Below are 24,444 nucleotides of genomic sequence, written 5' to 3'. Positions count from 1 at the left end.
TTTCCTGACCGCCCATAAGTGAACTTGCAGGAGGGGGTCCCGGAACTCGCCTATTCAACTGTCGAGTTGGCGAGGGGGTCCAGCCGCTGGGTGACCGGAATCGGGGTGCGGTGACGTAGCGACTCCAGGTCGCTGCCGCCTCGGCGGCGAGTGACGTAGTGGTAGCCGAGCGCATCGGCGACGACGGGGGCGGGCATCTGCTGGATGTGCTGTCGCATGGCCGATGCGCGGCCCGCAACGTTGAGGACACCAAGGGCATTCAGCAGGCCACCCAGTGTCTGTGCCCGAGGATTTGGAAGAACATCCGGCCGACGGCGGTGGAGGTGTCGATGCCCTGGTCGAGCACCACCAGGTCCACACCCCGGTCTTGGAGAGTCTTGGACAGCTCGATCAGGTGCTCGAGGGAGCGCCCGAGACGGTCGGGCTTGGTCACCACCAGTTGGGCTTTGGGCCGGTTGGCCACCAACAGCGCCTTGCTCCGCTCGGGCCGGGAGGCCATTTGCCGGAGGCCTAGTCGATGAAGATCTGTTCGCACTCGGCCGTAGCAAGTGCGTCGTGCTGGGCTTCGGCAAGCTGATCGATTGGGATGCCGTACGCGCTGGCTCCCGCATCTTGTCCTGCCGAGGCGCGGTATGAATCGGGGGCCTGTCCGCACTGGTAACGGTGCCTGGAGACCCTGCGGACACGCGGGAATCGACAGGAGCGGATGTGCGAAGAGACCGACCTGGAGTAAACGCGCCGCCTCCTGTGTTGTGCCACTTACTGCTACAGCGAGTGCGACGCGGTGGGCTCGCGGTCCATCGTTGGGAGGGATAGGAGCCGATGAGCCTTCGTCAGTTCGAGTATGCCCTGGCCGTTGCCGAGGTGGGCTCGGTGACGGCAGCGGCGGAGCTGCTGCACGTCGCTCAACCGTCGATGTCCCAGCAGATCCGCAACCTGGAGCGGGAACTCGGCGTGACACTGTTCGCCCGCACACCGACCGGACTGGTGCCCACCGTGGTGGGTCGCGCATTCCTGCGGGAGGCGGAGGTCGCGGTGCGCGCGTCGCGGCGGGCGCGGGCGACGGCGCGGGCCGGTGCCGATGAGCTGGTGGGCGAGTTGGTGGTCGCGGCGCAGATGGGCTTCGGCACCCGGCAGCTGCCGGGCGTGCTGGGTACGCTGCGCCGCCGCTTCCCGCGGCTGGAGGTCACCGTCTTCGAAGAGCCGAGTTCCGCCGAGCTGGAGCGGCTGTGTCGCCAGGGCGTGCTGGACCTCGCCCTGATGGCGGCGTGCGAGCGTGGCCCCGCCGACGCCCACCACCTCGGCTACGAAGAGTTCGTCGTGGTGCTGGGCGCCGGACACCGGCTGCTCGCCGTTGACCGGGTCGAACTGCGCGAGCTGGAGGGGGAATCGTGGGTGCGGTTCGACCGCGACAGCGCGCTCGACGGTGTGCTGACGGGCGTGCTGCGTGACAACGAGCTGACCCCGACCACAGCCGCCCGCGTGTCCCAGACCGTGACGGCCGTGCGTTGGGCCGCCCACGGACTGGGAGTGACGCTCGTCCCTGCCTCCGCAGTTCCCCACGGTTACGAGCACCTCGCACGCCCGGTGGTCCCGGTCGTGTCCCAGCCCGTCGTCGCCGTGGTCCGGCAGCACGCGGGCCCGGCGGAGACGGCCCTGCTCGAACTTCTGCGTGAGGAGAGCTGGCACCAGCCCGCTCAGAGCTGGGTGACACCTCCGTCCACGACGAACTCGGTGCCCGCCGCGTAAGTGGCATCGAATGCGAGAAATGCTGCCGCCCTGGCAATTTCACCGGGAGTGCCGAAACGTCGCATGGGATTGTCCGCGACCCGTTCGGCTTTGAACTGTTCGGCGGCCTCCGCGGTCATCGTATTTTCCAGAATTCCCGTGTCGATGGGACCCGGGCTGATCGCGTTGACACGAATTCCGCGCGGAAGCAACTCGCGGGAGAAGCTACGGGCCATCGAACGCAGCGCCGCCTTGCCCGCCGCATAGACACTGGTCTCCGGTAAGCCCAGGACGTTCGCGTTCGACGTGGTGAGTACGACGCCCGCGCCCATGCTGAGCAACGGGGCGAGCTTCTGCACCGTGAAAAAGGCGCCCTTAACGTTGATCGCGAACAGTTCGTCGAACATCCGCTCGGTCGTCGACTCGAAGGGCGTGAGGGTTGCAATGCCCGCGTTCACAAAGAGGGCCTCGATCGTGCCGAGTTCGGCCTTCACCCGGTCTGCCAGAGCATCCAGATCGGCCAGCGCGGCCACATCACAGCGGGCGGCAATCGCGTTCTCGCCCAGCCGATTCCGCGCGGTGTCTAATGTGTCCTGCGAACGACCGCTGATCACCACGCGGGCTCCGCCTTCGACCAGTAGCTTCGCCAGCGCGAACCCGATGCCGCTGCCGCCGCCTGTGATCACGACATTCTTGCCGCTGTATGCACCCATGCCAGGATTCCTCCGTTATCTTCTCGAAAGCCGGTCAGCCCCTGGGGAATTCGCCGCCATCGACGACGAGACTGCTCCCGGTCAGCCAGCTTGCCCGGTGCGACACGAGGAACAGCACCGCGTGGGCGATGTCGTCGGGTCGGCCATCGCGCCCCAACGGTGGAGTGGTGTCGTCCTGGCCCGGCCCCGCGTCCAGGCGCGCCCACTGCTCCCGTGTTGCTTCGCCGCCGGGAGTGGCGGTTCTGCCGGGAGACACGGTGTTGACGCGGATTCCGAACGGGGCCAACTCCGCGGCCAATCCCCGGCTGTAGTTCTCGAGCGCCGCCTTTGCCGTCGTGTAGTGCAGGAATGGCGGTGCCACAGTCGGAACCGCGGCCGACGAGATGTGCACGATCATCCCCGAACGCCGTTCCCGCATCCCCGGTGCCAGCAACGAGTTCAGCCGCACCGAAGCCAGGAAGTTCAGGTCCAGTGCGTCTTGCCACACCTCGTCCGGGATCGCCAGGGCGCCTTGGTACGGTCCCGCCCCGCCCGCGTTGTGGACCACGATGTCCACCCCGCCGAGCAGCTGCTGCGCGGCCGTGGCGAGCGCCTCGGTGCCAGCCCGCGTCCGCAGGTCGGCCGCCACGAAGGTGGCCCCCTCCGGCACCGTGCTGGTTGCCGATCTCGCGGTTGTGAGCACTTCGGCGCCCGCGTCCAGGAGTTGGCGCACAATGGCCGCTCCGATTCCGCGAGTGCCCCCCGTTACCAGGGCCCGCTTCCCCGCGAATTCTCGTGTTCCCGAACCGTTCTCGATCGTGCTCATGCCAGCGGTCCTCTCGATTGCGTGTGTCGGCTCGACGGAAAAGAGATCGATGTGCCCAGAGCGTGAATCTTCGGAGAAACCGCGATGAGCACCTCGTCGAGCTGTTTCACGGTACGTCTGCAAAAGAACGCGAGGCAAAGACGAGAACTCAGCAGCTGGCATAGGCAATTCCTATGCCACCCCGGCCCTTTCGCTCGGTCGACGCAGAAGGGGATCGTCCATCGGCAGCTCGGTCGGCACGACCATCCGCAACTCGGCATGAGAATGCGTTGGCCACGATGCGGACGCGTGGGTGACACGACAACCGGTGACGTCAAACTTGGCCGATACCGGACGATCTCGATCTCACCGATTGACGTCAAGGTTCATTCGGTGGGCAGGAAATAGATTGGACGGGATTCGGTTCAGGTTGATAGCGTGCGCGAGAACGTGACATCACGCGAGGAGGTGAGACCCATGAACGCAATAACCATGTGGGTGCGCCCACCCGTATTCACGGTCGGGCAATAGACGTAGGTGACGCCGGGAGCGCCTGAACAAGGCAATCCCGAAACGCAACACCATGCATTTCATCTCCGGGACATCGTCGAACGGTGTCATCGAACGTAGTTTCATTCTGGATGCCGATCGCGATCAGCAAACCGGAACCCCGAGTTACCCGCTCGGCTGTGCGGAAGACGGGTTCGAACTCGCGCCCTCTACGTGTTGATGTAGGCCGCGAGGTGCTCAGCGGTGAGGGTGGAGCGCTCGGCGACGAGGTCGGCGGGTGTGCCCTCGAAGACGATCTTGCCGCCGTCATGGCCCGCGCCGGGGCCGAGGTCGATGATCCAGTCGGCGTGCGCCATGACCGCCTGGTGATGCTCGATGACGATGACCGACTTGCCGGCGTCGACGAGCCGGTCGAGCAGAGCGAGCAACTGTTCGACGTCGGCGAGGTGCAGGCCCGTTGTCGGCTCGTCGAGGATGTAGACGCCGCCCTTCTCGGTCAAATGGGTGGCCAGCTTGAGCCGCTGCCGCTCGCCGCCGGACAGCGTGGTGAGCGGCTGGCCGAGGCTGAGATAGCCGAGCCCGACGTCGGCGAGTGCCTGAATGATCTTGTGCGCCGCCGGGATCCGCGCCTCGCCGGTACCGAAGAACTCCGCGGCCTCGGTCACCGACATCGCGAGCACCTCGCTGATATCGCGGCCGCCGAGGTGATAGTCCAGCACCGCTGCCTGGAACCGCTTCCCCTCGCACTCCTCACAGGTGGTGGCGACGCCCGCCATCATCGCCAGGTCGGTGTAGATGACACCGGCACCGTTGCAATTGGGGCATGCGCCCTCGGAGTTGGCGCTGAACAGCGCTGGCTTCACGCCATTGGCCTTCGCGAACGCCTTGCGGATCGGTTCGAGCAGTCCGGTGTACGTCGCCGGGTTGCTCCGCCGCGAGCCGCGAATCGCACCCTGGTCGACCGACACCACACCTTCACCCGCGGGGATCGAACCGTGCACGAGCGAACTCTTGCCGGAGCCCGCAACGCCGGTGATGACGGCGAGCACTCCGAGCGGGATGTCGACGTCGACATCGCGCAGATTGTTCGTCGACGCGCCGCGAATCTGCAACGTGCCGTTGGGCTTTCGCACCGCCTCCTTCAAGGCGGCCCGGTCGTCGAAATGGCGGCCGGTGATGGTGCCGCTGGTCCGTAACCCCTCGACGGTGCCCTCGAAACAGACGGTGCCGCCGCCGGCACCGGCCCCGGGGCCGAGGTCGACGACGTGGTCGGCGATGACGATCGTCTCCGGTTTGTGCTCCACGACGAGCACCGTGTTGCCCTTGTCCCGCAGCCGCAGCAGTAGGTCGTTCATTCGCTGGATGTCATGGGGGTGTAGGCCGACGGTGGGCTCGTCGAAGACGTAGGTCACGTCGGTGAGCGAGGAGCCGAGGTGACGAATCATCTTGACGCGCTGTGCCTCACCGCCCGACAGCGTGCCCGACGGCCGGTCGAGCGACAGGTAGCCGAGCCCGATCTCGACAAACGAGTCGAGGGTGTGCCGCAGCGAAGCGAGCAGCGGCGCCACCGACGGCTCCTGCAATCCGCTGACCCATTCGGCCAGGTCGCTGATCTGCATCGCGCAGGCGTCGGCGATACTGCTGCCCTTGATCTTCGACGATCTGGCTTCCGCGCTGAGCCGAGTGCCGTCGCACTCCGGACAGATGGTGAAGGTGACCGCTCGCTCCACGAAAGCGCGAATGTGCGGTTGCAGCGCCTCGACGTCCTTGGACAGCATCGACTTGCGAATCCTCGGGATCAGGCCCTCGTAGGTCAGGTTGATGCCCTCGACCTTGATCTTGGTCGGTTCCTTGTGGAGTAGGTCGTTCAGCTCGCGTTTGGTGAACTTCTTGATCGGCTTGTCCGGGTCGAAGAAGCCACAGCCGGTGAAGATCCGGCCGAACCAGCCGTCCATGCTGTAGCCGGGGATGGTGAGCGCACCTTCGTTGAGCGACTTGGTGTCGTCGTACAGCTGGGTCAGATCGATGTCGTTGACCGAACCCCTGCCCTCACAGCGCGGGCACATGCCACCGGTAATGCTGAAGCTGCGACGCTCACGCACCGTCTTCCCGGAGCGCTCCACCGTGACCGCACCCGCTCCGCTGATCGATGCGACGTTGAACGAGAACGCCTGCGGCGAGCCGATGTGCGGCTTCCCGAGTCTGCTGAAGAGGATGCGTAGCATCGCATTGGCGTCGGTGGCGGTGCCGACCGTGGAACGGGGGTCGGCACCCATCCGCTGCTGGTCGACGATGATCGCGGTTGTCAGACCGTCGAGGACGTCGACCTCCGGCCGCGCCAGCGTCGGCATGAAGCCCTGCACGAAGGTGCTGTAGGTCTCGTTGATCAGCCGCTGCGACTCCGCGGCGATCGTGTCGAACACCAGCGAGCTCTTGCCCGAACCGGAGACGCCGGTGAAGACCGTCAACCGGCGTTTGGGGATCTCGACGCTGATGTCCTCGAGGTTGTTCACGCGCGCGCCGACCACGCGGATGAGATCGTGGCTGTCGGCAACCCAGGGTGCGGGCGATTGCGTGTCCGTCTTCTTGGCCATGCTGATCGTGTCTCCATCTGTTACGCGGGCCGCCTGCGCGGGCTCCTTCGGAGTCGCCTGGCTCGAGCTGACCAGCTTCGAGCAGTGCGTTCGGGTCTTTGTCGGTGCCGCCGTGGCAGCTGTTCGCCATCGCGGGCGGTACTGGTGGCGGGCGGCCGCCACCGGCACCGTCATCGGGCCCATGCGCGGAGCCGCCCGCGCAGGTCAGGTAGCCGGACGGCTCAACTCGGTTATGCGATGACTCAGCGCAGCTGCTTGATGCGGACCATATTGCCCGCGGGATCGCGGAAGGCGCAGTCTCGAACCCCGTACGGCTGCTCGGTCGGTTCCTGGACGACCTCGACGTTATCGCTGGCCTGCAGCTTTTCGAAAACGCCGTCGAGATCCGCGGTGGCCAGGTTGATGCTGGCGTAGGTGCCCTTGGCCATCATCTCGGTAATGGTGCGGCGTTCGTCGTCGGTGACGCCGGGGTCGGCGGCGGGCGGATGCAGAACGATGGATGTGGGCTGGCCGACGGGGCCGACGGTGATCCAGCGCATCCCGTTGTATCCGACGTCGTTGCGGACCTCGAAGCCGAGAGTGTCGCGATAGAAGGCCAGGGCAGCGTCCGGGTCGTTATGCGGGAGGTAGGTCTGGTGAATGGTGATGTCCATGGCGATCACGCTAGTTGCGACTCGGTGGCCTGCGCTTCTCGATTCCTGATCGGTCTGGTCACCTGCTTCGCCACGCAGGACGGCATCCCCTCCGTCGCGAGCGCCTGCTGGTCTCGATAGACGCTGGGCGGCACGCCGACCAATTCGGTGAAGCGAGTACTGAAGGTACCCAGTGACGAGCAGCCCACCGCGAAACAGACCTCCGTGACGCTCAGATCACCACGACGCAGCAGCGCCATCGCACGCTCGATGCGCCGCGTCATCAGATAGGCGTACGGCGGCTCGCCATAGGCGAGCCGGAACTGACGGCTGAGGTGCCCGGCCGACATATGCACGTCGCGAGCGAGCGCCTCGACATCCAGCGGCTGCGCGTACTCCCGGTCGATCCGGTCGCGTACGCGGCGCAACCGCGCGAGATCGCGTAGGTGGTCCTCCGTTGCCGGTCTGCTGGTCACCTACCAGATCGTGCCATATCGGCAGTCCAGCGGTCGAGGAGTGGGTGAACGGCTAGAACCCGCACGCGGTATCGACGGCTGACATGGCCCCCAGGAACGCCGGGTCGTTGAGCACGCTCTGCCGATCCGGATCCGCCACCGCCGCCAGCCGATTCAACTGCACCACCGCATCGCTGAGTGTGGCCCGCACCCGGCCTTGGTCGGCATTGGCCTCGGCATCGGCGAATTTCGTGGTGAGCTCGGACCACCGCAGCTTCGTTTCCGCCAGTCCGCGGCCATTGGAGCTGTCGATCGCGTCGGTTTCGGCGCTGAAATCATCGATCGCCGTACTGAGCACTGTGCAGGTGGCAGCGTCGCCGACCGCGTTCGCGGACCCGGCCACCACGACGCCACCACCGATCACGCCGATCACCGCCGCCATCGTGAGAAATGCGCCGCGCATGCGATCACTACCTTCCTACCTACGTTGTGAGCCAGCAATGTGTATCAGCGTGCTCACGATGCCGCAACTTCGAGTCGTGAAGCGGCACAGTCATACTCATGGCTGTCTCGCTTCGTTGGCTGTAGGTGGGTGCTGTCGATTCGGTGAGTACTGCAGCGGATTCGGTCGCAGCAGGACGGCCGTCGCGTGCGTCGGCACCGTCGGCTTCTGGTCGCGCGTCTCAGGTGGTGCCCGCGCTCATCCCGCCGGAGATGGTGATGGCTTCGCCGTTGAAGTGACGGCCGTGTTCGCTGACCAGGAGCAGGATTGTTTCGGAAACCTCTTGCGGCACAATCAGATCGCCGTTCGGCGGTCCGGCGGCGAACATGGCTTCGACATCTTCGAGGGTAGGATTCTCGATATCGGGCACCATGGCGGCATACATGGCCGGGTTCATGATCATATCGGTGCGCACACCGGCCGGCAGCACCGCGTTGACCGTTATACCGTGCGGAACCAGTTCCTGTGCAAGCGATTTCACCAAACCGACGACACCCCACTTCGCCGCCACGTAGTGGCCGGAGTTCGCCGCTCCCATACGGCCGACGATGGACGAGGTAGCAACGATTCTGCCGGATCGGCGTTCGATCATATGCGGCACCACGGCACGAAAGCTGTGGAAGACACCGCTCAGGTTGACGTCGATCATGTCCTGCCACATCTGCTCGTCCATCTCGGCGATGGAGGCACCCGAGGCGATACCCGCATTGGCGAGCAGGATGTCGATCCGGCCGAATTCGGCGATGGCGCGTGCGGCGACGGCGTCCATCTCGGATCGGCTGCGCACATCGGCTTTGACCGCCACACAACGCCGTCCGGTCTCCTCGACCAGCTTGACGGTCTCGGCGAGATCGTCTTCGGAGCTCAGCGGATACGGCACACTGCCGATCGGCTCGGCGATATCGCAGAGCACGATGTCGGCGCCTTCGGCGGACAAGGTGACCGCATGCGAACGCCCTTGACCGCGAGCGCCGCCGGTGATCAGCGCGACCTTGTCGTCCAGCTTCCCCATATCCGCATCCCCTCTCGACTCGGCAGTCCCATGGTTACACGGGGTCGCAGGACGTTTATCGCGAATCCGGAATCGACGGCCTCCGTAGCACGGTTAAACAGGTATGACGAACACACTCGAAGGTTCGACCGCACTGGTGACCGGGGCGACGGCGGGCATCGGCCGCGCGATCGCTCTGCAGCTGGCCGCTCGCGGCGCCGACGTGGTGGTGCACGGTCGCAGCATCGAACGCGGCGCCGAGGTGGTTCAAGAGATCGCAGACACTGGAGGCAGGGCTCGTTTCATTTCAGCCGATCTCGGCGCGGCCGACGATGTACGCCGCTTGGCCGCGCAGGCGGGCGCCGTCGATATCCTGATCAACAATGCTGGCGTATACAAGTTCGCCACGACCGCAGACTCCGACGACGCGTTTTTCGACGAGCACATCAACCTGAACCTGCGGGCGCCGTACATTCTGATGCAACAACTGGCGCCGGGGATGGCCGAACGCGGCAGGGGTGCCGTGGTGAACCTGAGCACTATCGCGGCTGGGACGCCGGCACGTGGCGCGGGAATCTACGGCGCGAGCAAGGCCGGCCTGGAATTGCTGACGCGGGTGTGGGCCGACGAGTTCGGTCGCGATGGGGTCCGGGTGAATGCAGTGCAGGCCGGCCCCACCGAAACTCCCGGTACGGCAGCCACTCCGGGCCTCACCGACGCCCTTGGTGAGCTGGCGACGCTGGGCCGGGCGGCGGCCGCCGACGAGATCGCCAACGCAGTCACGTTCCTCGCCTCGCCCGCGGCGAGTTACATCAACGGCGCGATCGTGCAGGTCACCGGCGGCCAGGCTGCGATTGCGCCGTGATCATGGATTCGCCGGCACTTCGAACGCCGAGTTGCCCAGGCCGGCGCCCACATATGGCACCTCGGGTCAGCTTGCGGACCATCCCGACCAGCGGATGACGTCGATGGCGACGACGGGACCGGGCGGCGGCTGGGTCAGGTACACCGGATAGCGTGCGGCGAGAAGGCGTTGGGCCAGTAGGGCTTCGGAGCTGTCGGTAATGCGGGCGGTGCCGTCCGCTCGGGTCCACCACAACTGGGTCCAATCGTCGCTGTAGTGGTCGGCGAGGACAGCGACCCCCGGGTTCGCGGCGATATTCGCCAAGCGGCGCAGGGCGGTTGTCGTCTTCGGCTTCGCATCGACAGCGGTATAGATGGTGTCGTCGGCAACCGCGAATACGATCGGCACGATGTGCGGGCGCAGGTCCTCCGAAACCGTCGCGAGCCGGGCCACCGGTTCTGCGATGAACCGCTCCCGCGCCATCCCTGCATGTAGTCGCACCACTACCGCCCTGCCCGCCTGGCGGCCAGAAAGTCATCGACGATGCGGACGCAGTCGGCGCGATCATCGCGTTCGAAACCGACGAGTTTCGCGGTGAGGATCGGGCCGACGAGCTGCAGTAGCGCCAGTTCGGTGTCGTAGTCGCCGAGTTGTGCCGCGGTATCGGGGTTTGCGAGTACCTCTTCGAACGGGGCACGGTGTTGCTCGATGAACCGATGACGCAGGGCGGCCAGCGCGGAGCCCTGATCGGCCACCTCCGGGCTCAGTGCCAGCCAAGCCAAGGTGGTGAGTTGCATCGGCGCCTGCGAGATGAGCGTGGCCTGGTGGTAGAGCAATTCGATCAGCCGGGTGCGCAGCGGTCCGGTGGTCGGCGCCGCGGCTGGCGGTGGCAGCAGTCTGTCGAAGGTTGCGGCAAGCAATTGTGTGCTGCTGTCGAAGTGGCGATAGAGGGTGGTGCGGGCGACCTTAGAGGTCCGCACGACCGCATCGATGGTGACCGCTTCGATCCCGCCGGACAGCAGCAGTTCGGCGGCTGCGTCCAGTAATCGGTTGCGGGACCGTATCTTTCGCGGATCCTCGGATTCCTGCTCGGCCATGTCCAACGGAGTCTATCGCAACCGGGTAGTCGTATGCTACTGATAGTAGCGTAGCGATACCAACAGTATCGTTTTATGGTGTGAGGAGTGCGCCATGGACACAGTCGAGATCCTGGAAGCGCCGCGCCTGTCCCGGTCACTGTGGTGGACGCTGACGGTGTCGTGCCTGGCCGTAGCGCTGGTGATCGCCTCCATGGCGGCGCTGTATACGGCCTTGCCGAGTATCGCCGTCGATATCGGCGCCAGCCAGGTGCAGTTGACCTGGATCGTCGACGCCTACACCCTGGCGCTGGCCTGCCTGGTACTGCCCGCCGGTGCGCTCGGAGATCGGTACGGGCGCCGCGGCGCGTTGATCGTCGGCTTACTCGTGTTCACAGTCGCCTCACTGCTGCCGCTGCTGGTGCGGGACCCGATCGTGCTGATCGCCGCGCGGGCTGGGGCAGGCGTCGGCGCGGCCCTGATCATGCCATCGACACTGTCCATTCTGACCGCGGGCTTCCCGCCGTCGGGCACGGGGCGCGCGGTCGGCATCTGGGCAGGCGTCGCGGGCTGCGGCGGTGTGTTCGGCATCGTCGGATCCGGGGCGCTGCTGCACTGGTGGTCGTGGCACGCGATCTTCGCCACTCTGGCGGGGATCGGCGCGGTGTTGCTGGTGGTCGCGTTCACCCTGCCGGAGTCGCGGGAAGCCGATCGGCCACCGTCGGATCCGATCGGATCGGGCTGCGTGGCCGTCGGGATCGGGCTGGTGGTCGTCGGCACCATCGAGGCACCGCTACGCGGCTGGCTGAACGCGGGGGTCCTCGGACTGTTCGCGGGTGGTGCGGTAGCGCTGGCGACTTTCGTCGTGGTCGAAATGCGGTCCGAACATCCGCTCCTGGATGTGCGGCTGCTCGCGCTGCGCGGATTCGGTTCCGGCGCGGCGTCCATCACCATCGAATTCCTTGCGACATTCGGTGTCTTCCTACTGCTCGTGCAGTACCTGCAGTTGGTCCTCGGTTACAGCGCGCTGCGGGCGGCGTCGGCCATAGGTCCGATGGTCGTTCCACTGGCGGTGATGTCGGTCGTGGTGCCGTGGCTGGCCGACCGGATCGGGCCGCGGGTGGTGATGTCGACGGGTATGGTCGTTCTCGCCGCGGGACTCTTCGCAACGAGCAGATTCGACAGTGGGACAACCTATCTCGACGTATTGTGGCCGCTATTGATCATGAGCGTCGGCATCGGGTTCAGCATGGCGCCCGCGACCGCCTTGATCATGACCGATGCCCCCATGGCGAAGCAGGGTGTCGCCGCCGCGGTCAATGACGCCGCCCGCGAACTCGGCGCCGCCATCGGAATCGCGGTGGCGGGCAGTGTGCTTGCGGCAGGCTATAGCGCCCGGGTCGAACCCGCCCTCCCCCGGCTCCCGGAGCAGGCTCGCGGCCCCGTCTCCGAATCCTATGCCGCGGCACTGGAACTGGCCGATCGGTCGGGTCCGGGAGGGCAACCGTTGCGCGAATTCGCCGAGGCCGCCTTCGTGCACGGCATTTCGCAGGCGGCATTCGTACTGGGGTGCGTGGTCTTGGTCGGCGCGGTGCCGATCGCGATCTGGTCGCCCGGTCGCAAACGTCGCCGACCTCGATGGGCGGGTACCGTTGCGGCGCGAGTCCGGGCCGTACGATGCCAGCTGATCCCGTCATTCGAGTCGCGAAGGGGCGTCACCGATGCCGATCGACCAGCTCGCCACAAAATTCCGCGCCGTCGACACGACGGCCATCTGCGACGCCGATAAGTCGACGCGGGTGCTGGACAGTGCGATTCGACTGCGATCCGCCGAGCCGCGCATCTTCGGCCCCGCCTTCACCGTCCGCTGTCGCGGCGACTTCCTCGCGGTGCTGCGGGCCGTCGAGACAGCCGCGCCCGGCGATGTACTCGTGGTCGACGGCGGTGGAGCCGATATCGCCTTCGCCGGAGAGTTGTTCGCCCGCGGCGCGCTCGTCCGCGGCCTCGGCGGCATCATCGTCGACGGCGGGTACCGCGATATCGGCTATGTCCGCGGCTGCGCGTTGCCGGTGTACAGCCGATTCGTTACGCCGATGGCGGGCACCACTTCTCAGCTCGGCCAGCTGCAGATCCCGGTGATCTGCGGCGGTGTCGAGGTGGCTCCCGGCGATCTGATCCTGGCCGATGCAGAAGGAGTCATTGTCGTCGCTCCCGAACGGATCGAGGCCTTGCTCGATGCGGCAGCGGCGGTCAAAGACGCCGAGGCCGAACTTGTCGCGCTACTCGACGCCGGGTCGACGCTGAGCGACGGTCTCAACGTCGCCGAGCACACCGCAGCCCTCGAACGCGGCGAACCCTCGGCACTGCGGTTCCTGGTCTGACGGCCCGTAGGATGAGCGGCTGTGTCCGTACCCCAATCGCTCACCCAGGTCCGTGCCCGCATCGATGCCATCGACGCCGAGTTGATCCGCCTCCTGGCAGAGCGGCAAGGCATGGTGCGTTCAGCCGCGGCGTTCAAGACCGATGAACACGCCGTCCGCGCGCCGGACCGGGTGGCGCAGGTGGTGGCGCTGGCCCGCGAGCGCGCCACGGAAGCGGGTCTTGCTCCCGCCGTGGCGGAATCGGTGTGGCGGGCCATGATCGATGCCTTCATCGAACTCGAACTCAGTGCGCAAGCTGCGCTGCGACAGAGCTGATCTCGATACCAGAGCCCTTCGGCGGGCCCGTGCCGATTCGGGTTCTCGCCACAGCTCGCTGCACACGGGTCGGTCCGGATATCCGGTCTACTTGCGGCGCGTAATCCGTTGCCACCAACGGGGTTCGGCCGGTGGATGCGGGGACCTCGGCTCGATCGTTTTCGGCTGCCCATCCCGCCGCACGGTAGCTCGGCCGCCGCGCCACTGCGCGACGACCTCTTCGGTGCTCACCGGCCCAACCGGAACGTACGGCCCATGTGGCATCCGAAGCCAGTCCACGATGCGTTCGTTCAGCTCCGACACCGTTTCGCGAACCTCACGCTCGGAAGCCATATCCCGTACCAGTTCGGGGAGTTCCTCGATATCGCGACGCAGCACCAGGGACGGGGGCAGCAGGCCGTCCGCACGCACCCCTTCGCCCCGCAGATAGTTCTTCAGCCACCAGTTCTCGTCATAGGCGGAGTTCGGAATCGGTTTGCCCGCGCCGCGAAGATTGTCGAATTCGCCGCGTTCGGTGGCCTCCCGGATCTGTTTGTCGATCCACGATTCGAAGGTCACACCGAGGGGTTTGCGCTCGGTCATGGCCATTGTTTCGACAGAACGTCCATACCTCCAGTTTACGGACGGTCCGGAAACACCCCGGTCTGCTGGTAAGGATGTTTCCCATGACCAGTCATGTCCTCGCGATCGATCTCGGCAAGACCGGCTGTCGCGCTTCGTTGCGCGTCGGCGGAAGCCAGACGGGCTATGCCGAAGCGCCGGGTGCGCCCGGGCTCGCCCATGCCGCGGGTGTCGCCGCGGCCGAACGTGCGATTCACGCGGTCATCGACCAGATATCACCGATGCCGACTACTTTCACGCTTTCGATCGGTGCCGCCGGTGCCGCATCGGCCCCGGCCGCGGCCGCATCCCTGGCCCGGCGCATGGCCGAGTTCGCTGGCGCGGTGGCCGTCACCTCCGACGCCGTCACCGCACACGCCGGTGCGCTCGGCGGATCCCCCGGTGTGGTGCTGGCGATCGGAACCGGTGCCGTCGCGACGGCGGTCGACGCGGCGGGCCGGTTCACCAGAGTCGACGGCTGGGGACCGCAGCTCGGTGACGAGGGCAGCGGCGGCTGGATCGGCCTCGAAGGTCTGCGCGCCGCATTGCGCGCCCACGACGGCAGGGGTCCACACACCGTCCTGACCGAGAAGGTCGGCGAACACTACGGCATCGACCTGGACGGATTGCCGAAATACCTTGGTGAACACGATAATCCGGCATTGGTCGCAGCCAGCTTCGCCCCCGTCGTCGCGGCTGCCATGGACGACACCGCGGCGGCCATCATGGCAACCGCCGCCCGCGCGCTCAGCCGCACCGTCCTCGCCGCCATCGAACGGTCCGGCATGCGCCCGCCGGTCCCCTACGCGATCACTGGCGGACTCACCAAACTCGGTGCTCCGCTGCTGGACCCGCTCGACCGCCAGATCGCCGACTCCATCGACCGGCGTGACCCGCTCGGCGATCCGATCGACGGCGCGGCCCTGCTCGCCGTCGACTCCAATACTGCGCTCGAAGCCCTGGTCACCCGAATCGTCTGACAATCATTGACAGATCTTCCCTGACACCTGACACTAATTTGCATCTCGTCCGCCCGCGTCACCGGGGAGCTGCGTTGAACGCACTCGATCTCGCCGTCATCGTCATCTATCTCGTCGCCGTCGCATGGATCGGCCTGCGGCTGTCCGGGAAACAGAAGTCCAGCAGCGACTATTTCGTCGGTGAGGGCCGAATGCCGTGGTGGACGGTGTGTTTCTCGGTGGTGGCCACCGAAACCAGCGTGCTCACCGTCATCTCGGTTCCCGGCGGCGCCTACACCGATCAGGCCTTCGGCAATGTCGAGTTGGCCATCGGCTACATCATCGGGCGCACGATCGTGGCCATCGTGCTGATCCCGCTGTACAAGCGCGGCGGGTTCGTCAGCGCCTACCAGTACCTCGAACTGCGCTTCGGCCGCTACCTGCAGGGTGTGGCATCGGTGACCTTCGTATTCACCCGGCTGCTCGCCGAAGGCGTGCGACTGTTCGCCTCCGCCATTCCGATCAAGTTGCTGCTCAGCGAATTCGGGCTCGACTTCGGCTACGACGCGATCATCATCGTGCTGACGCTGCTCACCGTCGTGTACACCTACCTGGGCGGTATCAAGGCGGTGATCTGGACCGACGCGTTGCAGATGGGCCTCTACCTGGCCGGTGCGCTCATCGCGATCTGTGTGCTCACCGGTCACGTCGGGGCTTCGGGCTGGTCGGATGCGTTGCACGCGGGCAAGTTCCGCGTCTTCGATACCGATTTCGGTGTCGCGCACATACTCACCAGCACCTTCGCGCTCCCGACCGCGATCATCGGCGGCGCGATCTTCGCGATGGCGTCACACGGTTCGGATCAGTTGATCGTGCAACGCATCCTGGCGACGCGGTCACTGCGCGACAGTCAGAAGGCGATGATCGGCTCGGGCATCTTCGTCGCCATCCAGTTCGCGGCATTCTCTCTGGTCGGCGTGCTGCTGTGGTCCTACAACGGTGGCAAGACGGCAAAGGAACTCGGGCTGGCCAGTGCCGACAGCCTGTACCCCAATTTCATTCTGCACGGGCTTCCAGTGGTGATCTCGGGGTTGCTCGTCGCCGGAATCCTCGGCGCGGCAATGGGTTCGCTGTCGTCGGCGCTGAATTCGATGGCGAATTCGACGGTCGCCGACATCATTCGCAGCTTCTCGCGCCGGACGATCCCCGATCACACACTGCTGCGGCTCGCCCGGGTCATGACACTGGTGTGGGCGGCGCTGATGGCGTTGTTCGCGATGGGCTTCAGTGCGACGACGGGCAATGTGTATCTGACGGCGCTCACCATCGCCGGATACACCTACGGCGCGCTGCTGGGCGCGTTCCTGCTCGGGCGACTGGTGGCGCGCGCCAATCAGGTCGACGCTATCATGGCGTTCGTCGCCACGGTGATCGTGATGACATTCGTGGTGCGGGTCATCAAGATCGATGTCACGGTTGCGGGGAAGGTGGTCGAAAAGGGTATCGCGGCACAGTGGTTGGTGCCGATCGGTGTGCTCGTCACCCTGGTCGTCGGCGCGATCACGAGTCTGTTCCATCCAGCGTCCACGCGGCGAGAGCCGGAATCTGTTGCGGCGGTGGCGTAGTGCGCGTCATCGGGTTGATGTCAGGGACGTCGCACGATGCGATCGATGCCGTAGGGGCGGATATCGTCCTGCGGGACCAGACCATTCATGTGTACCTCATCGGGCAGCTCAGCCGACCGTACCCCGGTTCGTTGCGATCGGAACTCATCGCGGCCTTGCCGCCGGGTACGGTCGATATGGCGACGGTATGCCGACTCGATACCGCGATCGGTCAGGCCTTCGCCGACGCGGCCGATGCCGCGATGCGCGAATTCTTCGGCGGCAGTGCCGAACTCATCGCATCGCACGGCCAGACCATGTACCACTGGGTATCCGACGGCACGACCCGCGGCACGCTGCAGCTCGGTCAGCCCGCCTGGATCGCCGAACGCACCGGAGTACCGGTCGTCAGCGACTTTCGCTCGCGCGATATCGCCGCGGGCGGACAGGGCGCACCGCTCGTCGGCCTCTTCGATGCGCTGTGGCTGGCGGGACGACCCGGGCGCGCGGCGGCATTGAATATCGGTGGGATCGCCAATGTCACCGTCACCGGTGACCAGCCGGTCGCCTTCGATACCGGCCCCGGGAACGCGCTCATCGATGCCGCAGTCGAACGCTGCACCGGCGGTTGCGAGCATTTCGATCACGCCGGGGTGCGTGCCGCACGCGGGCAAGTCGATGCGCAGCTGCTGGAAATCCTTCTCGCGGAACCCTATTACCGGGCACCGGCACCCAAGACGACCGGGAAGGAGCTGTTCAACCATGCCTACCTGGAGCGCGTGTTGGACGGCCGTACCTTATCTGCCGACGATATTGTCGCCACTGTGACCGCGCTGACCGTACGCACTATCGCCGACGCACTCGCGCCGCTGCACCCGACCGAAGTCATCGCCTCGGGCGGCGGAACTCGCAATCCCACGTTGATGGCGCTGCTCGGCGCGCACCTGGACGGCGCGAAACTGTGTACCTCCGACGAACTCGGACTCCCCTCGGCAGCGAAGGAAGCCACCGCATTCGCCGTGCTCGGCTTCCTCACCGCACACGGCCTGGCGGGCAGCCAGCCCGCTTGTACCGGAGCGAAGCGCGCGACCGTACTCGGTTCGATCACCCCGGGAGCGGCCGGGTTCACGATCCCGGCCGCTGCGGCCGCCGCGCCTCAACTACTCAGGGTCCACCATGTCTGAGGGTGATGACGTTCGCACTCGCCTGCTGGCAGCGCTGCCGCGGCTCACACCGACCGCGCTGCGCGTCGCACAGGTGATCCGACACGATCCGGCCGCCGCCGCACAGCTGACGGTCAGTCAGCTCGCCGAGCGGTCGGCGACCAGTACCTCCGCGGTGGTCCGGCTGGCCAAAACGCTGGGCTACGAAGGCTATCCGCAGTTGCGGCTCGCACTGGCCGCGGTCGGCGGCGACGACGGATCTCCGGTTTTCGCCACCGATATCGATGCCGACGACGAACTGTCCAAGGTTCTGCACAAACTCACCGCCTTCGAAACCGAGGGCATGGTCGCCACCGCGGAACTCGCCGATCCGGCGACTATGCAGGCCGTTGTCGACGCACTTGTGGGTGCCCGACGCGTGCTACTCGTCGGCATCGGCGCCTCCGGACTCGTCGCTATGGATATGGCGCAAAAGCTCACGCGCATCGGAATGTGGTGTGCCGCCTGCACATCCGAGGACGATGCGCTGGTCCAGGCCGCCCTGCTGCAGGCGGGCGATGTGGGCGTCGCGTTCTCGCATTCCGGCGAAACCGCCGCGGTCGTCGAAGCCGTGCGTCGTGCTGCCGAAGCGGGCGTGGCCACAGTCGCCGTGACGGCCGGAACTCATTCCGGACTCGCGAATTCCGCCGCGCACACGGTACTCGTCGCGGGGCGTGAAGACGGATTCCGTTCCGCGGCGATGGCCAGCCGCATGAGCCAACTCCTCATCGTCGACGCACTGTACGTCGGTGTCCTGCAACGCACACCGTCCGCCGGCAAAGCCCTGCGCCGCACTTACGACGCGGTAGCCGATCGCCGAACCAAGGAGGCCGAATGAAACACGTCCGGGCAGTATTTCGCCGTCGCCTCGCGATACCGGTGGCGCGGTGACCGAAATAGGTTCGCTGACAACAGAGGCGGCCAATCCGCGCACCACCACACTCGACTCGATGCCGATCGAGGAGTTACTGCGCACCATGAATGCCGAAGACACCGGTGTGGCTTCGGCGGTGGCGCAGGCGATCGCGGAGATCGCGCAGGCGGTCGAGCTGATCGTCGAATCGCGGCGACGCGGCGGCCGCTTGATCTATATCGGCGCGGGCACCAGTGGCCGACTCGGTGTACTCGACGCGGTGGAATGCCCGCCGACCTTCGGCACCGATCCCGGCGAGGTGCTGGGGATCATCGCGGGCGGCCCGCAAGCCTTCCTGCGCGCCGTCGAGGGTGCCGAGGACGAGCCCGCCCGCGCCACCGCCGACCTGTCCGCGATCGAGCTCACCGGCGACGATGTGGTCGTGGCGCTGGCCGCGAGCGGGCGAACGCCCTACGCCATCGGCGCGTTGCGGCAGGCTCGCTCGATCGGCGCCGCGACGGTGGCCATCTCGTGCAACCGCAATGCCGAAGCCAGTGCGCATGCCGATGTCGGAATCGAAATCGATACGGGCCCAGAGGTTTTGACCGGTTCCACGCGATTGAAGGCGGGCACGGCCCAGAAGATGGTGTGCAATATGCTCTCTACCGCCGCCATGGTGCAGGCGGGCAAGGTCTACGGCAATCTGATGGTGGATGTGAAGCCGACCAACGCCAAACTCGTCGACCGGGCCCGCCGGATCATCACCGAGGCGACCGGAGCCGATTCCGCCACGGCCGCAGCGCTTTTGGATGCGGCCGACGGTCACGTCAAGACCGCCATCGTCATGCGCCTGGCCGGAGTCGGAGCGCCGGCGGCGCGCAAACTCCTGCACGACGCGGACGGACGGGTGCGTGACGCCCTCGGCTAGTTCGTGCTCCGAGTTCGCCACGCAGCAGGCTCAGAGGTACTCGGGCGTAGGCGGGATCGGCTTGCCGTCCGCCACCGCCGTCACCACCGCATCCGCATCGGCGGCCCGATACTCCTCGCCATACACCGCACCATCGCGGCGCGGGGCCTCCATAACCGCGGTGGCCGCGGTCGCACCGAGATCCACCGGCACGAATCCGGCGTCGGCGATGAGCCCGGCCACGATCGCTTTGGCTTCCGCGTCATCACCGCAGAGCCACTGCACCACCCGGTCATCTCCGACCCGATGGGCAGCATCTGCCTGGAAACCCGAGGTCAGCGTATTGAACGATTTGGTGTAGCGCGCGCCGGCCATCCGCTCCGCGTTGAACTGCGCGGCTGTCGTACCTTCCGGTGGCTGCGGCGCGCCGAATTGATTCGTGGTGTCGATGACGATCTTGCCCGCGAGGGATCCGACCTGCGCCAACGCCTCCGGCAGTACCGGCCACGGCACCGAGATCACCACCACATCGGAGATCGCGACCGTCGCATCGGGTGCACCGATCGTGACGCCGCGCCCGATGTCGGCGGCCAAGGCCGCCAGTGTGTCCGGGTTCCGGCTGAAGGCCAGCTGGATCTGGTGTCCCGCCATGGCCAGTTGGCGGGCGATGCCGCCGCCGATCCGGCCTGCGCCGATAATGCCGATTCTCATACCACTCCTCGGTAACCGCAATTCTCCCCACCCATTGCTGGAACTGCGCGGGGTCAACCGTTTTCGACGCTACCCTGGCTCACAGTTCCGCGCCCCGCCGGAACACAGTGTCGGCAATTCGGAGGCACCATGCTGTCCCTGCAGGAGATTTCGGACCGCTTGGAGATCGAGGACCTCATGGTCCGGTACTCGCATGCGGTCGACACCCATCAGTGGGATCTGCTCGACGATATCTTCACCGCGGATGCGCATATCGACTATTCGGCCATGGGCGGCGCGGTCGGCGATCTCGAATCGACGAAGAAATTTCTCGCCACCGTTATGCCGAACTTCCTTGCGTTCCAGCATCTGATCAGCAATTCGTCGATCACCGTCGACGGTGACACCGCCACCGGGCGCACCATGTGCCACAACCCGATGCTGGTCTCGACCGGCGAAGGTCAGCAGAGCCTGATGCTGTGTGGGCTCTGGTATCTCGACACCTTCGAACGCGTCGATGGCCGATGGTGGATCAAGCGGCGCGTCGAGGAGAAGAGCTTCATGTTCGTCGCGCCCGGCACTGCCGGAATATGAACCGAGGCTCCCGGATCGGGAGCCTCGGCCGGGATGTTCGGTCGGTCATTCGTTTTGGCATTTATCGCCGCCGCACGGGCAGGCGCCGCCGTCCTGGCAACCGCACTGGCAATCGGGACCGCAGGTACAGGGAAGAACGCTGGGAACCATCGCAGAACCTTTCCGAAGTAGGGATCGCTGCCCGAGAACACCGAGATATAGCCGAAAAGCATAGTCGGACCACAGCGCGATCCCGCTGCTCGGACCATAGCCGTCGCAATGGCCTTCAACTGGTCTTGCGCGCGACGGCGAGGATCCGCCGGAAGGGCAACCAAGTGACCGAGATGCCGGCGGCGCGCAGCTTGGATTCGACGAGCGCGGCCAGCCGGGCCGAGGCCGGTGCCTGCTCTTCGCCGTGGTGGGCGATGAGCTGGAGCCCTCGCCGGGCCGAGTATTCGGCGCGCAGCTCGGATCCTCGGACCAATTCCGAGTCCCGGCCGCCGGCCGCGTTCACCGATTAGCGGCCAGCACTGCCGCGAGGCCTTCTTGCAGATCCTTGACGAAATACTGGGGAACCTCCAGCGACGGGAAATGTCCCCCGCTTTCGGGCGACCTCCATCGGACGATCTGTCGGTACCGCTCCTGTGCCCAGGGGCGCGGACACTTCTCGATGTCGCGGGGATACATACTGATTGCTGACGGGACGTCGACCCGAAGTTCGGGGTCGAGCGAGTTGACACCGCCGTGGCTTTCGTAATAAATGCGGGCTGACGATGCGCCGGTCCGCGTCAGCCAATACAGGGTGACGTCGTCGAGAATGCTGTCTCTGGAAATTGTCTCGAACGGGCTGTCTTCGGTATCTGTCCACTCAGCGAACTTGTCAAGGATCCAGGCGAGAAGCCCGACTGGTGAGTCGACGAGCGAGTAGCCGATGGTCTGCGGTCGGGTCGCCTGCTGCTTCGCGTACGCCGCGTGGTGGCGCCAGAAATCGCGGGTTTCCTCGGTCCATTTGCGCTCGGTCGGCGTCAGCCCATCCGTTGTCAACCCGGGCGGTGCCTGCGCGAGCGTTGTGTGGATGCCGAGAACGTGCGCCGGGAACCTGCCGCCGAGGACCGTGGTGATCACACCTCCCCAGTCGCCGCCGTGGGCTGCGAACTTGCTGTAGCCGAGCCTTTCCATCAGTTCCACCCATGCGGCCGCGATCTTTTCGGTTCCCCATCCGGTGGTGGCCGGCTTGTCGCTGTAACCAAAGCCTGGTAACGACGGGACCACGACGTGGAACGCTTGCGCGTCTGCATCTTTCGGATCTGCCAGCTCGTCTACTACATCGATGAACTCAGCAATGCTGCCTGGCCAGCCGTGCGTCAAGATCAGAGGAGTGGCGTCTGCGCGCGCGGATCGGCGGTGTAGGAAGTGGATCCCCAGATCATCAATGGTCGTGCGGAACTGGCCGATCCGGTTGAGGCGCGCTTCGAACGACCGCCAGTTGTACCCGGTGCGCCAGTAGTTCACGACATCGACGAGGTCGGCGAGAGGAACGCCCTGTTCCCATCGGCGAGGGTCGGGCGCGGCGCGATAGACCGTCTCGGCTTCCGGTAGCCGCGCCGCGGCTAATCGCGCGCGCAGATCGTCGAGGTCAGCGTCAGTTGCGTGGGTTTCAAATGCTTGCACGTCGCTGGTTGGACGGGACATGAGACCTCCTGGTCATCGTGAAACCGGCTAAGACCTACCTCGAACCGGCTAAGACGGTTCTAACATGCCTTCATGCCAGCGTGCAACCCGCTAAGGTGGTTCCATGCATGCTGAGTTCCCTGACTTTCGCCTCGGTAACGTGCTGGCGACCAGCTTCACGGGGACTCTGACGGAGCGTCGTGGCAACGCTGTGGAACGCATTCCCACGCCGCACCGACTCGTCGACTGGCTGGCAGCGAACGGCCTAGCCGTGGACTCCTGCACTACCGCCCAGCTCGAACTCGCTTGGGAACTGAGGGAATCAATTCACGCCGCCGCGACAGCGGCCGCGATCCAAGACGCTCTCCCTGCGTCTGCTGTCCAAGTCATCAATGACTGCAGCATTCAGGGTCGGGCCGCGGCCATCCTGACGCCCGAGGGCAATCGGCGATGGCGACTCAGCTCGGCTTCCTGCGTAGAAGATGCCCTAGGCGTGATCGCCGCCGACGCGATCAGCATCATCGCAGGCGAACGAGACGGAAGACTGGCCTTGTGCGCATCACCAACCTGCCGAGCCGCCTTCTTCGACACCAGCCAAAGTCGCACCCGCAAATGGTGTGACATGAACACGTGCGGGAATCGTCAGAAGAAAGCGCGCTTCAATGCCAACCAGCGCAAAAATCCCAACTCAGCAAAGTAGTCGTTACCCTCGGTACATCCAGGTTGGCCCCCACGTCTGCGACACATCTGTCGCGTTGGGTGCACCCCAACGGCACCACTAAGAGCCATCCGTCGCCTTCCATCAACGTGCTCGCGGTCTCCAGTCGCCCAGTCGTGTTGACTGCGACCAAGTTCGACCGGTTCGCCGGCGACATGGCCGTGGCCAGCCAGACCCTCACCGGCCTACGCGAGCGCGGCGTGCTGTTCGGGCTCGGCAGCTCGATCTAGGACTGGGACGCCCCCTTCGACAGGCTGTTCCTACAGACCCCGGCAATGGCCGCCGAATTCGAAGCCAACCTCGGGCACCTCCGCACTCGCGAAGGCATGGCCAAAGGCCGACTCAAAGGCAAAGCACCGAAACTGCGTCTCGCAGCACGGAAAACTATCCACCGCCGGTACCACGACCCCGACGACGACGCGAGCCTCGCGGACTTGGCCGAGGAATGCGGACTTGGCCGAGGAATACAGCGTCGGCCGCTCCATCATCAGCAGCACAACCCCGCCCCGGGCCTAACGCTGACCCGCGACCAAACTGGCCGCTACATCGGAACCGAATCCAGATACCGGCCACCCGACATCACCGCTGGTCCAGGCAACTTCGTTGTTTTCGCGCGACTACTACCGGGACCCCAAGGAGCGTGGCGGAATTTCGGGCGCGCCGCTGGGGTTGGTGCGGGGAGCACTGTGAACGATGGGAGTGAAGTGAACGATTTCAATGCGCAGGTGATCAATGAGTTCCGCGCGAACGAGGGCAAGGTCGGCGGCATGTTCGAGGGTGCGGCGATGGTGCTGATCACGACGACGGGCGCCAAGTCCGGCCGACAGGTCACCAGTCCGCTGGTCTATCTTCCCGACGGGGAGCGCATCGTGCTCATCGCCTCGAACGGCGGCGCGGAAAAGCATCCGGCCTGGTACCACAACCTGCGCGCGAACCCGGAGTTCACCGTGGAGATCGGCACCGCGAGCTACCGAGCGAAGGCCGAGGTGGTAGCCGGTACCGAACGCGACGAACTGTACGCGCGAATGGTCGAGATCATGCCGGGCTTCGGCGAGTACCAGGCCAAAACGTCCCGGTTGATTCCGGTCGTCGCGGTGTATCGCCAGGCGGCCTGACACGCGGATGAGCCGCGGCGGTGTCGG

Annotated in this window: 30 protein-coding genes; 14 read left to right on the top strand and 16 right to left on the bottom strand. The window is 65.7% G+C overall.

Annotated elements, in window-relative coordinates:
• Positions 1-50: 50 nt before the first annotated feature.
• Positions 51-218, bottom strand: coding sequence for a hypothetical protein (locus ACQP1G_RS24040; RefSeq protein WP_433191816.1), 168 nt, complete (start codon positions 216-218; stop codon positions 51-53).
• Between the two features lie 41 nt (positions 219-259).
• Positions 260-535, bottom strand: a complete 276-nt coding sequence (locus ACQP1G_RS24035; protein ID WP_433191815.1) for a recombinase family protein — start codon at positions 533-535, stop codon at positions 260-262.
• A gap of 287 nt (positions 536-822) precedes the next feature.
• On the opposite strand from ACQP1G_RS24035, the gene ACQP1G_RS24030 reads away from it, so the two are divergent.
• On the top strand, positions 823-1,749 hold the full coding sequence (locus ACQP1G_RS24030) for a LysR family transcriptional regulator (RefSeq protein ID WP_433191814.1): 927 nt from the start codon (positions 823-825) through the stop codon (positions 1,747-1,749).
• On the opposite strand, the gene ACQP1G_RS24025 is transcribed toward ACQP1G_RS24030, so the two are convergent.
• The 3 genes from ACQP1G_RS24025 to ACQP1G_RS24015 form a co-directional block, all read right to left on the bottom strand.
• Positions 1,698-2,441, bottom strand: a complete 744-nt coding sequence (locus tag ACQP1G_RS24025; RefSeq protein WP_433191813.1) for an SDR family oxidoreductase — start codon at positions 2,439-2,441, stop codon at positions 1,698-1,700. The two genes, ACQP1G_RS24030 and ACQP1G_RS24025, sit on opposite strands and share 52 nt — an antisense overlap.
• 34 nt (positions 2,442-2,475) lie before the next feature.
• Positions 2,476-3,246: an SDR family oxidoreductase gene (locus ACQP1G_RS24020; protein WP_433191812.1), complete on the bottom strand. Its 771-nt coding sequence runs from the start codon at positions 3,244-3,246 to the stop codon at positions 2,476-2,478.
• 698 nt (positions 3,247-3,944) lie between these two features.
• Complete coding sequence (locus ACQP1G_RS24015) at positions 3,945-6,329, bottom strand: ATP-binding cassette domain-containing protein (RefSeq protein ID WP_433191811.1); 2,385 nt, start codon at positions 6,327-6,329, stop codon at positions 3,945-3,947.
• Here ACQP1G_RS24015 and ACQP1G_RS24010 point away from each other — a divergent pair.
• Positions 6,310-6,570, top strand: coding sequence for a hypothetical protein (locus ACQP1G_RS24010; protein WP_433191810.1), 261 nt, complete (start codon positions 6,310-6,312; stop codon positions 6,568-6,570). The two genes, ACQP1G_RS24015 and ACQP1G_RS24010, sit on opposite strands and share 20 nt — an antisense overlap.
• A gap of 1 nt (position 6,571) precedes the next feature.
• On the opposite strand, the gene ACQP1G_RS24005 is transcribed toward ACQP1G_RS24010, so the two are convergent.
• From ACQP1G_RS24005 to ACQP1G_RS23990, 4 genes are all read right to left on the bottom strand, one after another.
• Complete coding sequence (locus ACQP1G_RS24005) at positions 6,572-6,982, bottom strand: VOC family protein (RefSeq protein WP_433191809.1); 411 nt, start codon at positions 6,980-6,982, stop codon at positions 6,572-6,574.
• Positions 6,983-6,987: 5 nt separating this feature from the next.
• A complete protein-coding gene (locus tag ACQP1G_RS24000; RefSeq protein WP_433191808.1) occupies positions 6,988-7,437 on the bottom strand; it encodes a helix-turn-helix transcriptional regulator in 450 nt (149 codons plus the stop codon).
• Positions 7,438-7,489: 52 nt separating this feature from the next.
• A complete protein-coding gene (locus ACQP1G_RS23995) occupies positions 7,490-7,879 on the bottom strand; it encodes a hypothetical protein (RefSeq protein WP_433191807.1) in 390 nt (129 codons plus the stop codon).
• A gap of 220 nt (positions 7,880-8,099) precedes the next feature.
• Complete coding sequence (locus ACQP1G_RS23990) at positions 8,100-8,930, bottom strand: mycofactocin-coupled SDR family oxidoreductase (RefSeq protein WP_433191806.1); 831 nt, start codon at positions 8,928-8,930, stop codon at positions 8,100-8,102.
• A gap of 103 nt (positions 8,931-9,033) precedes the next feature.
• Here ACQP1G_RS23990 and ACQP1G_RS23985 point away from each other — a divergent pair, with 103 nt between their 5' ends.
• A complete protein-coding gene (locus tag ACQP1G_RS23985; RefSeq protein WP_433191805.1) occupies positions 9,034-9,774 on the top strand; it encodes an SDR family NAD(P)-dependent oxidoreductase in 741 nt (246 codons plus the stop codon).
• A 66-nt stretch (positions 9,775-9,840) separates the two neighbouring features.
• Here ACQP1G_RS23985 and ACQP1G_RS23980 read toward each other — a convergent pair whose 3' ends face one another.
• Entirely contained in the window at positions 9,841-10,236 is a 396-nt protein-coding gene (locus ACQP1G_RS23980) for a TIGR03668 family PPOX class F420-dependent oxidoreductase (protein ID WP_433208753.1), read from the bottom strand.
• A gap of 20 nt (positions 10,237-10,256) precedes the next feature.
• Positions 10,257-10,850, bottom strand: coding sequence for a TetR/AcrR family transcriptional regulator (locus ACQP1G_RS23975; RefSeq protein ID WP_433191803.1), 594 nt, complete (start codon positions 10,848-10,850; stop codon positions 10,257-10,259).
• 94 nt (positions 10,851-10,944) lie between these two features.
• On the opposite strand from ACQP1G_RS23975, the gene ACQP1G_RS23970 reads away from it, so the two are divergent.
• Genes ACQP1G_RS23970 through ACQP1G_RS23960 form a run of 3 tightly spaced genes read left to right on the top strand, consistent with a single transcriptional unit; the run spans position 10,945 to position 13,525 of the window.
• Positions 10,945-12,618 carry an MFS transporter gene (locus ACQP1G_RS23970; RefSeq protein WP_433191802.1) on the top strand — a complete coding sequence of 558 codons (1,674 nt, stop codon included), beginning with the start codon at positions 10,945-10,947 and terminating at the stop codon, positions 12,616-12,618.
• The gene (locus ACQP1G_RS23965; RefSeq protein ID WP_433191801.1) at positions 12,551-13,210 is read left to right on the top strand and encodes an RraA family protein; all 660 of its coding nucleotides are present in this window, start codon (positions 12,551-12,553) and stop codon (positions 13,208-13,210) included. Before ACQP1G_RS23970 ends, ACQP1G_RS23965 begins: the two co-directional genes overlap by 68 nt.
• A 21-nt stretch (positions 13,211-13,231) precedes the next feature.
• Positions 13,232-13,525, top strand: a complete 294-nt coding sequence (locus ACQP1G_RS23960) for a chorismate mutase (RefSeq protein ID WP_433191799.1) — start codon at positions 13,232-13,234, stop codon at positions 13,523-13,525.
• An 87-nt stretch (positions 13,526-13,612) separates the two neighbouring features.
• On the opposite strand, the gene ACQP1G_RS23955 is transcribed toward ACQP1G_RS23960, so the two are convergent.
• The gene (locus tag ACQP1G_RS23955) at positions 13,613-14,107 is read right to left on the bottom strand and encodes a DUF1992 domain-containing protein (RefSeq protein ID WP_433208751.1); all 495 of its coding nucleotides are present in this window, start codon (positions 14,105-14,107) and stop codon (positions 13,613-13,615) included.
• 83 nt (positions 14,108-14,190) lie between these two features.
• On the opposite strand from ACQP1G_RS23955, the gene ACQP1G_RS23950 reads away from it, so the two are divergent.
• The 5 genes from ACQP1G_RS23950 (at position 14,191) to murQ (ending at position 19,671) form a co-directional block, all read left to right on the top strand.
• Positions 14,191-15,105, top strand: a complete 915-nt coding sequence (locus tag ACQP1G_RS23950; RefSeq protein WP_433191798.1) for an N-acetylglucosamine kinase — start codon at positions 14,191-14,193, stop codon at positions 15,103-15,105.
• Between the two features lie 74 nt (positions 15,106-15,179).
• A complete protein-coding gene (locus ACQP1G_RS23945; RefSeq protein ID WP_433191797.1) occupies positions 15,180-16,709 on the top strand; it encodes a sodium:solute symporter in 1,530 nt (509 codons plus the stop codon).
• Complete coding sequence (locus ACQP1G_RS23940; RefSeq protein ID WP_433191796.1) at positions 16,709-17,872, top strand: anhydro-N-acetylmuramic acid kinase; 1,164 nt, start codon at positions 16,709-16,711, stop codon at positions 17,870-17,872. The genes ACQP1G_RS23945 and ACQP1G_RS23940 overlap by 1 nt, the downstream gene beginning before the upstream one ends.
• The gene (locus ACQP1G_RS23935; protein WP_433191795.1) at positions 17,865-18,728 is read left to right on the top strand and encodes a MurR/RpiR family transcriptional regulator; all 864 of its coding nucleotides are present in this window, start codon (positions 17,865-17,867) and stop codon (positions 18,726-18,728) included. The genes ACQP1G_RS23940 and ACQP1G_RS23935 overlap by 8 nt, the downstream gene beginning before the upstream one ends.
• Positions 18,729-18,777: 49 nt before the next feature.
• Positions 18,778-19,671: an N-acetylmuramic acid 6-phosphate etherase gene (murQ, locus tag ACQP1G_RS23930; RefSeq protein ID WP_433191794.1), complete on the top strand. Its 894-nt coding sequence runs from the start codon at positions 18,778-18,780 to the stop codon at positions 19,669-19,671.
• A gap of 30 nt (positions 19,672-19,701) precedes the next feature.
• On the opposite strand, the gene ACQP1G_RS23925 is transcribed toward murQ, so the two are convergent.
• Complete coding sequence (locus tag ACQP1G_RS23925) at positions 19,702-20,382, bottom strand: NADPH-dependent F420 reductase (RefSeq protein ID WP_433191793.1); 681 nt, start codon at positions 20,380-20,382, stop codon at positions 19,702-19,704.
• A gap of 108 nt (positions 20,383-20,490) precedes the next feature.
• Here ACQP1G_RS23925 and ACQP1G_RS23920 point away from each other — a divergent pair, with 108 nt between their 5' ends.
• The gene (locus ACQP1G_RS23920; RefSeq protein WP_433191792.1) at positions 20,491-20,934 is read left to right on the top strand and encodes a nuclear transport factor 2 family protein; all 444 of its coding nucleotides are present in this window, start codon (positions 20,491-20,493) and stop codon (positions 20,932-20,934) included.
• A gap of 265 nt (positions 20,935-21,199) precedes the next feature.
• Here the strand turns inward: ACQP1G_RS23920 and ACQP1G_RS23915 are convergent, their stop codons facing one another.
• The gene (locus tag ACQP1G_RS23915) at positions 21,200-21,397 is read right to left on the bottom strand and encodes a hypothetical protein (RefSeq protein ID WP_433191791.1); all 198 of its coding nucleotides are present in this window, start codon (positions 21,395-21,397) and stop codon (positions 21,200-21,202) included.
• A 26-nt stretch (positions 21,398-21,423) separates the two neighbouring features.
• A complete protein-coding gene (locus ACQP1G_RS23910) occupies positions 21,424-22,605 on the bottom strand; it encodes an epoxide hydrolase family protein (protein ID WP_433191790.1) in 1,182 nt (393 codons plus the stop codon).
• 103 nt (positions 22,606-22,708) lie between these two features.
• Here ACQP1G_RS23910 and ACQP1G_RS23905 point away from each other — a divergent pair, with 103 nt between their 5' ends.
• Positions 22,709-23,284, top strand: a complete 576-nt coding sequence (locus ACQP1G_RS23905; protein WP_433191789.1) for a CGNR zinc finger domain-containing protein — start codon at positions 22,709-22,711, stop codon at positions 23,282-23,284.
• Positions 23,285-23,562: 278 nt separating this feature from the next.
• Here ACQP1G_RS23905 and ACQP1G_RS23900 read toward each other — a convergent pair whose 3' ends face one another.
• On the bottom strand, positions 23,563-23,799 hold the full coding sequence (locus ACQP1G_RS23900) for a hypothetical protein (RefSeq protein ID WP_433191788.1): 237 nt from the start codon (positions 23,797-23,799) through the stop codon (positions 23,563-23,565).
• Between the two features lie 207 nt (positions 23,800-24,006).
• Between ACQP1G_RS23900 and ACQP1G_RS23895 the strand changes: the two genes are divergently transcribed.
• A complete protein-coding gene (locus ACQP1G_RS23895; RefSeq protein WP_433191787.1) occupies positions 24,007-24,417 on the top strand; it encodes a nitroreductase family deazaflavin-dependent oxidoreductase in 411 nt (136 codons plus the stop codon).
• Positions 24,418-24,444: the final 27 nt, after the last annotated feature.

The organism is Nocardia sp. CA-107356 (genome assembly GCF_050946365.1).
Lineage (GTDB): Bacteria > Actinomycetota > Actinomycetes > Mycobacteriales > Mycobacteriaceae > Nocardia.
Note: the sequence above shows the minus strand (reverse complement) of the source record. Positions and strands in the feature narration are given on the sequence as shown.

Excerpts from the sequence above, each read along its gene's own strand:
- ACQP1G_RS23955 (WP_433208751.1), bottom strand. The coding sequence starts at position 14,107 with ATGACCGAGCGCAAACCCCTCGGTGTGACCTTCGAATCGTGGATCGAC.
- ACQP1G_RS23905 (WP_433191789.1), top strand. The coding sequence starts at position 22,709 with ATGCATGCTGAGTTCCCTGACTTTCGCCTCGGTAACGTGCTGGCGACC.
- ACQP1G_RS23985 (WP_433191805.1), top strand. The coding sequence starts at position 9,034 with ATGACGAACACACTCGAAGGTTCGACCGCACTGGTGACCGGGGCGACG.
- ACQP1G_RS23995 (WP_433191807.1), bottom strand. The coding sequence starts at position 7,879 with ATGCGCGGCGCATTTCTCACGATGGCGGCGGTGATCGGCGTGATCGGT.
- ACQP1G_RS24025 (WP_433191813.1), bottom strand. The coding sequence starts at position 2,441 with ATGGGTGCATACAGCGGCAAGAATGTCGTGATCACAGGCGGCGGCAGC.
- ACQP1G_RS24005 (WP_433191809.1), bottom strand. The coding sequence starts at position 6,982 with ATGGACATCACCATTCACCAGACCTACCTCCCGCATAACGACCCGGAC.
- ACQP1G_RS23965 (WP_433191801.1), top strand. The coding sequence starts at position 12,551 with ATGCCGATCGACCAGCTCGCCACAAAATTCCGCGCCGTCGACACGACG.
- ACQP1G_RS23970 (WP_433191802.1), top strand. The coding sequence starts at position 10,945 with ATGGACACAGTCGAGATCCTGGAAGCGCCGCGCCTGTCCCGGTCACTG.
- ACQP1G_RS23910 (WP_433191790.1), bottom strand. The coding sequence starts at position 22,605 with ATGTCCCGTCCAACCAGCGACGTGCAAGCATTTGAAACCCACGCAACT.
- ACQP1G_RS24020 (WP_433191812.1), bottom strand. The coding sequence starts at position 3,246 with ATGAGCACGATCGAGAACGGTTCGGGAACACGAGAATTCGCGGGGAAG.
- ACQP1G_RS23990 (WP_433191806.1), bottom strand. The coding sequence starts at position 8,930 with ATGGGGAAGCTGGACGACAAGGTCGCGCTGATCACCGGCGGCGCTCGC.
- ACQP1G_RS24030 (WP_433191814.1), top strand. The coding sequence starts at position 823 with ATGAGCCTTCGTCAGTTCGAGTATGCCCTGGCCGTTGCCGAGGTGGGC.
- ACQP1G_RS23975 (WP_433191803.1), bottom strand. The coding sequence starts at position 10,850 with ATGGCCGAGCAGGAATCCGAGGATCCGCGAAAGATACGGTCCCGCAAC.
- ACQP1G_RS24015 (WP_433191811.1), bottom strand. The coding sequence starts at position 6,329 with ATGGCCAAGAAGACGGACACGCAATCGCCCGCACCCTGGGTTGCCGAC.
- ACQP1G_RS23920 (WP_433191792.1), top strand. The coding sequence starts at position 20,491 with ATGCTGTCCCTGCAGGAGATTTCGGACCGCTTGGAGATCGAGGACCTC.
- ACQP1G_RS24040 (WP_433191816.1), bottom strand. The coding sequence starts at position 218 with ATGCGACAGCACATCCAGCAGATGCCCGCCCCCGTCGTCGCCGATGCG.
- ACQP1G_RS23950 (WP_433191798.1), top strand. The coding sequence starts at position 14,191 with ATGACCAGTCATGTCCTCGCGATCGATCTCGGCAAGACCGGCTGTCGC.
- ACQP1G_RS23980 (WP_433208753.1), bottom strand. The coding sequence starts at position 10,236 with ATGGCGCGGGAGCGGTTCATCGCAGAACCGGTGGCCCGGCTCGCGACG.
- ACQP1G_RS23935 (WP_433191795.1), top strand. The coding sequence starts at position 17,865 with ATGTCTGAGGGTGATGACGTTCGCACTCGCCTGCTGGCAGCGCTGCCG.